Genomic DNA, 4,750 nt, shown 5'->3' with positions numbered 1-4,750 from the left:
TGGCTACTTTGACTTGGAGGTCGAGAAGCTAAGATACTAAATCATCCTTAGCCTCCTTTCATTTTTCAAAGTTGCACTTCGTATTAGAATTCACCAATTCTTTTTGGAGGCTATTTTGAGCTTTAGATATTTGAATAACTGAAATGACTACCAAGATGATGCCACTTAAGGTTAATCCCCAAATCCACCACAAGGTATTGACCCAAGACTTTAAGTAAATATCCTTGTTCGCTGTCACTGAAACATAAAATGGGTAATTCTCTAACTTTCTTACGCCAACAAATCTTTCTTCTATGCGGAATTCTTCAGTAAACCTTGGGCTTTGGACAATCATATTACCGAACGGTTTTCCGGTATCTAAAATTCGCTTTGCACCCCCCTCAAGATTAGCTTTACCAATTAAATTTTCTCTAAAAGGATATCTGGTCATTAACTTGTGATCACTTTTATATAAAGCAAAAGCAACTTTGGAGTTGAAGTTGTTGGCGAGAATTTCATAATATTCTGAAAATACTTTGGAGGATATTCCAACTAAAACAACCCCTAAAAACTTGTCATGCCGATCATTAATTCTTTTGACTTGATAAAATACCCAGCCACCAGTGCCGCGATTTTTAACGGGCTCACTAAAAAATGTGGATTTGTCATTGTTGTTTTTAAAATAGATAAAGTAATCTCTATCTGATAAATTAATTTTGGGTGGAGGGTAGGACCTAGAAAAATTAATAACGTTCCCGTTTTCATCTACAAACGTTGCCACATCAATAATTGCGTTTGCAGCAGTTTTTTCTTTCAATAGTTCGAATTGTTTGTAGTCAGATGCAAATTTAAGATACTGACTTTCATCACCAACTTTTGATAACTCCAGGACGTCCATCAAATTCTCTAGTACACGGTTACCATTCTGAATAATTTGTTTTGCATGTTCTGTGTTCACCAGGGTGAGACTGTCCAACTCGTTTTGCCAGTTCTTTATATTTGTCTCATAGGATAGATAAGAAATGACACTACCCATGAAGATAAAAAATAGAACAGTCAATAGTCCAATCTTTAGAAAAAGACTATTTGCCTTAATAGTTGAATTAATTGGCATTAAATTAAAGAGTTAATAGTTCTAATCATGAATTCATTTCGAGTTTAATTGCTTTCTCTCAACTTTAGTATCCCCCATTAGGTGGATTATTTGACATGAGATATTTAGTTGATGTCTAAAATTTAACTAAAAAAAATGGCTCAATAAAGAGCCATTAGTTGTTTAGTATTAATCAGTTATGCTTTTAATTGATATTCAGTTGTACCAAATTCGTCGGTCTCGTCAGACTGAGTTACTTTAAGAGATTCACCAGCACCCATTGCTGACAACCATTTTTGATAAGCTCCTTCTAAGATTGCAGGACCCCAAATTTTTGTTTGCTCACCAAAAACATCGTTAATTAAATAAGCGTTGGTGGATTGATGATGAATAATTCTCAATGAAGCAGGCGTTTCTTCTAAGTCAACCCAACCCCAGTCAAGATCTTGCCATACCGAGTTCATGGCAGTTTTAAATTCATCTAAAGAATTACATGTTGGTAAAGGAGATTGAGTCGCAAAACGGTGTCCAATTTTGTACATTACTTCTCTAATATTATTAGAGCCAGGATTAGTAACGAATTCATTAGCAAAAGCTGTTAGAAGGCTTCTCCAGAGTCTTGAGCTTTGACGAGGGATACGATAATCAATTTTTTTTGGACCAAACATTTCAATCTTCCATTGATGAAAAGGTTAAATAAATATAAACAGTTAACTACTAATTTACATGAAAATTAAGTCAACAACCCTAATAAATGACTCAAAATGTAAATAATTTCACAGTCTTTGTTTAAATTAGGGCATTTTTCTCAGAAATGCGAATACGACTTTATAGGTTTTATTATTGAGTATGAGTTTAATGATCTTACTAATTGAGGTTATTTTACATTACAAATATTTTACGCTTATGTTAGTTTGATGAATTTAAAGGTTAAAAATAAAATTTATCAAAAATTTTGCGATATTTCAATGGAATTATTTCATCGAAAGTCTTTGGATTGGCACTAAGGTGCATTTTTGATGAAGAACGCCATCTTCGTAAAACTTGTTGGGATCGGCAATAAATCCCAATTTCTCATAAAAAGATAAAGCGTTTATTTGTGCATGCAGTGTAATCCGTTGATAAAAATTCTCCTCCGCATACTGAATTAAATGCCCCATCATTTTTTTTCCTAAGCCCTGTCCCCTGAACTCCTGAAGAATGGCTAATCTGCCGATCTTGAAATTGCCCATTACCTCAGTGTGGTCGAGGAAAATTCTTGCAGTACCAATGGCCTGCTCATTAAACAATAAAATTAAGTGTCGAGCCTTTGAATCATACTCATCAATCTCTAAATTAACTGATATGTTTTGCTCCAAGACAAAAACTTGATATCGAATTTGGTATGCAGATGGCAAGGCCTGTTCCCACGTTTTAAAAAGGTATTGAAACATTTTTATTAAAAGATTTGCATTCCTGTAAAAAATAAAGCTATAATAGTCAACTATTCCCTGATAGCTCAGTCGGTAGAGCGACGGACTGTTAATCCGCAGGTCCCTGGTTCGAGTCCAGGTCGGGGAGCCAAATTAAAGAGCAAAGGTTTAATCACCTTTGCTCTTTTTATTTTTTGGTAACTTAATCGATTAAAGCATAACACTTCCAATCCAATAAGAACCAAAGAGAATTGGTGTTTTTTGTAAAATTAAATATTAGTAATTCAAGTCTTTTGTAGTCAAATGGATTTTTGACTTTTACGTAAAATATAAAAACATCATTTTTACCTGCAAAAATGACGCCAATTCAATGAATATTCACAGTTTTATTGACTAAATTGTAGTAACATAAATTCATCTTCTTTAACATGTAAGCCCTACCTCATCTTCTTCCCATGAAAAATCTTTCTACCAAAATAGTTCTAGTAAGTCTTTTAACACTATCTTTAAATAGTTATGCCCAAAAATTACCTTTTTCTGGCTTATTTGGTCAAATTGGGGTTGGTTATAACGGTTCTTCAACTTACGCCTCTGGAACTACTACTGTAAATAGTGTGAAGGTATTAGGTGATTACAACGTCGGTAAAACATATAATTTCGCAGAGTCAATTGCCATGGGATACAACTATGTAATCAATCCTAAAGTACGTTTAGGAGTTGGGTTTGAATACAATATTATGATTGCCAGTCCGAAACAAGATGTCACCTTAAAGTCTGGTAACACTACTGCGATTCTTGGTCAAAGCATGGAAAAGAATGCTTACAATTTCTTTTTGGCACCTGGATATGTGATTGGCAACGATGGTCTTGCCTACGCCAAGTTTGGTCTTGCATCATCAAGAACGGATTTGCTAGGTGATACGATCAACTTTAAGGGATATACCGTTGGAGTAGGCTATAAGTACGCAATTGATCCTAATATCTTCCTATTTGGTGAAGTCAATTACTCTGTTTATGATGACCAATCATCATCACCTGTAACCTCAATTTCTGGTGTACAGGCGAACCATACACTGAACTATACTAATAATTCAACGATGGCTTTAGTTGGATATGGATTTAGTTTCTAAATTTTTAGATTTCTTAAAATAAAGTCTGCTGTAACCACAGCAGCATCTTGAGTCATCTTTTCGGATAAGATGAAATCAATTACTTCTTCGATGCCATGTTTTTGAAAACTCTGTACTTCACCATCATGATTGATGGGTGTCCAGTTTTCATCGACAAATAAGTCAAAAGTAAAAATCTTTTCATGGTGAATCTCGTGAGGAGGTAAAAACCTTCTGACCTCAATTAAACCTGCCGGAAAGAGATTATTTAATTGGTTAGATACCACGCCTGCTTCCTCCCAAAGCTCTCTTTCTGCGCACGATTGGACGGTTTCAATTGCATTAATTCCTCCAGCGGTCATATTGTCGATTAAGCCAGGGTCAACGGATTTACTATCACTCCTCGTTGCTAGCCATATGGAGCCGTCTCGAGTAAATCCATTGATGTGCACCGCGGTACTCATTAGTCCAAATCCTCTAAAAGCAGCCCGTTCTAATCGGAAAATTTCGTGAGCATCTTCCCTTAAAAAGGAGAATTGTTCATTACGCCAGTGTGAAAAAACACCTTTACTTCGCAAAAATTCTGCAAGAATTCGAAGTTCTAAACTTAAGTCATAAGAGGATGATGTTGACAACAATATAGAGTCATTGTTTATCTGGATGAAAGAAAAGTCATTATCGTCTTGATTGAAGAGTTCTTTCATGTGGCTAAAGCATGATGCTGAAACTGAACCAATCAACTGGTTGACATAGTAGACGGGGACGAATTGATTTGGGATTGAACGATAAGCTGTTTCAATAATCTCATTTAAAGCTGATTGGATAGAATCAGAAATTACATAATTTAATTTCATGCCAACTTTCTTTACCGTGGAGGTGAAAATTTCTTTAGTATTTTCCCTAGTTTTTCAATGGAGAAAATATGGTGCTTAAATTTTGGGCATGTCAGCCCATGTCCTTTTAAATCTAATGATTTTGACTATTTTATTCAACTTATCCACAAAACTTGTGGATAAGTATTTTAGAAAACGCCATAAATTTTTATTGACTTTACAATATTTTGGCTCTACATCATAAACGGGGGACAAAGGTATTTATTAAACTAGTTTTTTCGACGAACTTTTTTAATATAGGTAATACCAATGTCCCAAATAGAT

The 4,750-nt window shown here is 34.8% G+C and carries 5 protein-coding genes and 1 tRNA gene; 2 read left to right on the top strand and 4 right to left on the bottom strand.

The window, feature by feature from the left end:
- Window positions 1-58 precede the first annotated feature (58 nt).
- From B8983_RS13695 to B8983_RS13685, 3 genes are all read right to left on the bottom strand, one after another.
- Window positions 59-937 (bottom strand): PDC sensor domain-containing protein, encoded by an 879-nt coding sequence (locus B8983_RS13695; protein ID WP_234987056.1) that lies wholly within the window; start codon window positions 935-937, stop codon window positions 59-61.
- Between the two features lie 332 nt (window positions 938-1,269).
- On the bottom strand, window positions 1,270-1,740 hold the full coding sequence (bcsD, locus tag B8983_RS13690; RefSeq protein ID WP_084286102.1) for a cellulose biosynthesis protein BcsD: 471 nt from the start codon (window positions 1,738-1,740) through the stop codon (window positions 1,270-1,272).
- A gap of 306 nt (window positions 1,741-2,046) precedes the next feature.
- A complete protein-coding gene (locus B8983_RS13685) occupies window positions 2,047-2,469 on the bottom strand; it encodes a GNAT family N-acetyltransferase (RefSeq protein WP_159460913.1) in 423 nt (140 codons plus the stop codon).
- Between the two features lie 90 nt (window positions 2,470-2,559).
- Here B8983_RS13685 and B8983_RS13680 point away from each other — a divergent pair.
- Together B8983_RS13680 and B8983_RS13675 are read left to right on the top strand one after the other, a co-directional pair.
- Window positions 2,560-2,635 (top strand) — tRNA-Asn (locus B8983_RS13680).
- Between the two features lie 304 nt (window positions 2,636-2,939).
- Window positions 2,940-3,614, top strand: a complete 675-nt coding sequence (locus B8983_RS13675) for an outer membrane protein (RefSeq protein ID WP_084286095.1) — start codon at window positions 2,940-2,942, stop codon at window positions 3,612-3,614.
- Here B8983_RS13675 and B8983_RS13670 read toward each other — a convergent pair.
- Window positions 3,611-4,447 (bottom strand): NUDIX hydrolase, encoded by an 837-nt coding sequence (locus tag B8983_RS13670; RefSeq protein ID WP_084286092.1) that lies wholly within the window; start codon window positions 4,445-4,447, stop codon window positions 3,611-3,613. The two genes, B8983_RS13675 and B8983_RS13670, sit on opposite strands and share 4 nt — an antisense overlap.
- Window positions 4,448-4,750: the final 303 nt, after the last annotated feature.

The organism is Polynucleobacter kasalickyi (genome assembly GCF_900176405.1).
Lineage (GTDB): Bacteria > Pseudomonadota > Gammaproteobacteria > Burkholderiales > Burkholderiaceae > Polynucleobacter > Polynucleobacter kasalickyi.
This window is presented reverse-complemented; position numbering and strand designations above follow the sequence as displayed.

Bases quoted from the DNA above. Each gene is read 5' to 3' on its own strand.
- bcsD (WP_084286102.1), bottom strand. From the start codon at position 1,740: ATGTTTGGTCCAAAAAAAATTGATTATCGTATCCCTCGTCAAAGCTCA.
- B8983_RS13675 (WP_084286095.1), top strand. From the start codon at position 2,940: ATGAAAAATCTTTCTACCAAAATAGTTCTAGTAAGTCTTTTAACACTA.
- B8983_RS13670 (WP_084286092.1), bottom strand. From the start codon at position 4,447: ATGAAATTAAATTATGTAATTTCTGATTCTATCCAATCAGCTTTAAAT.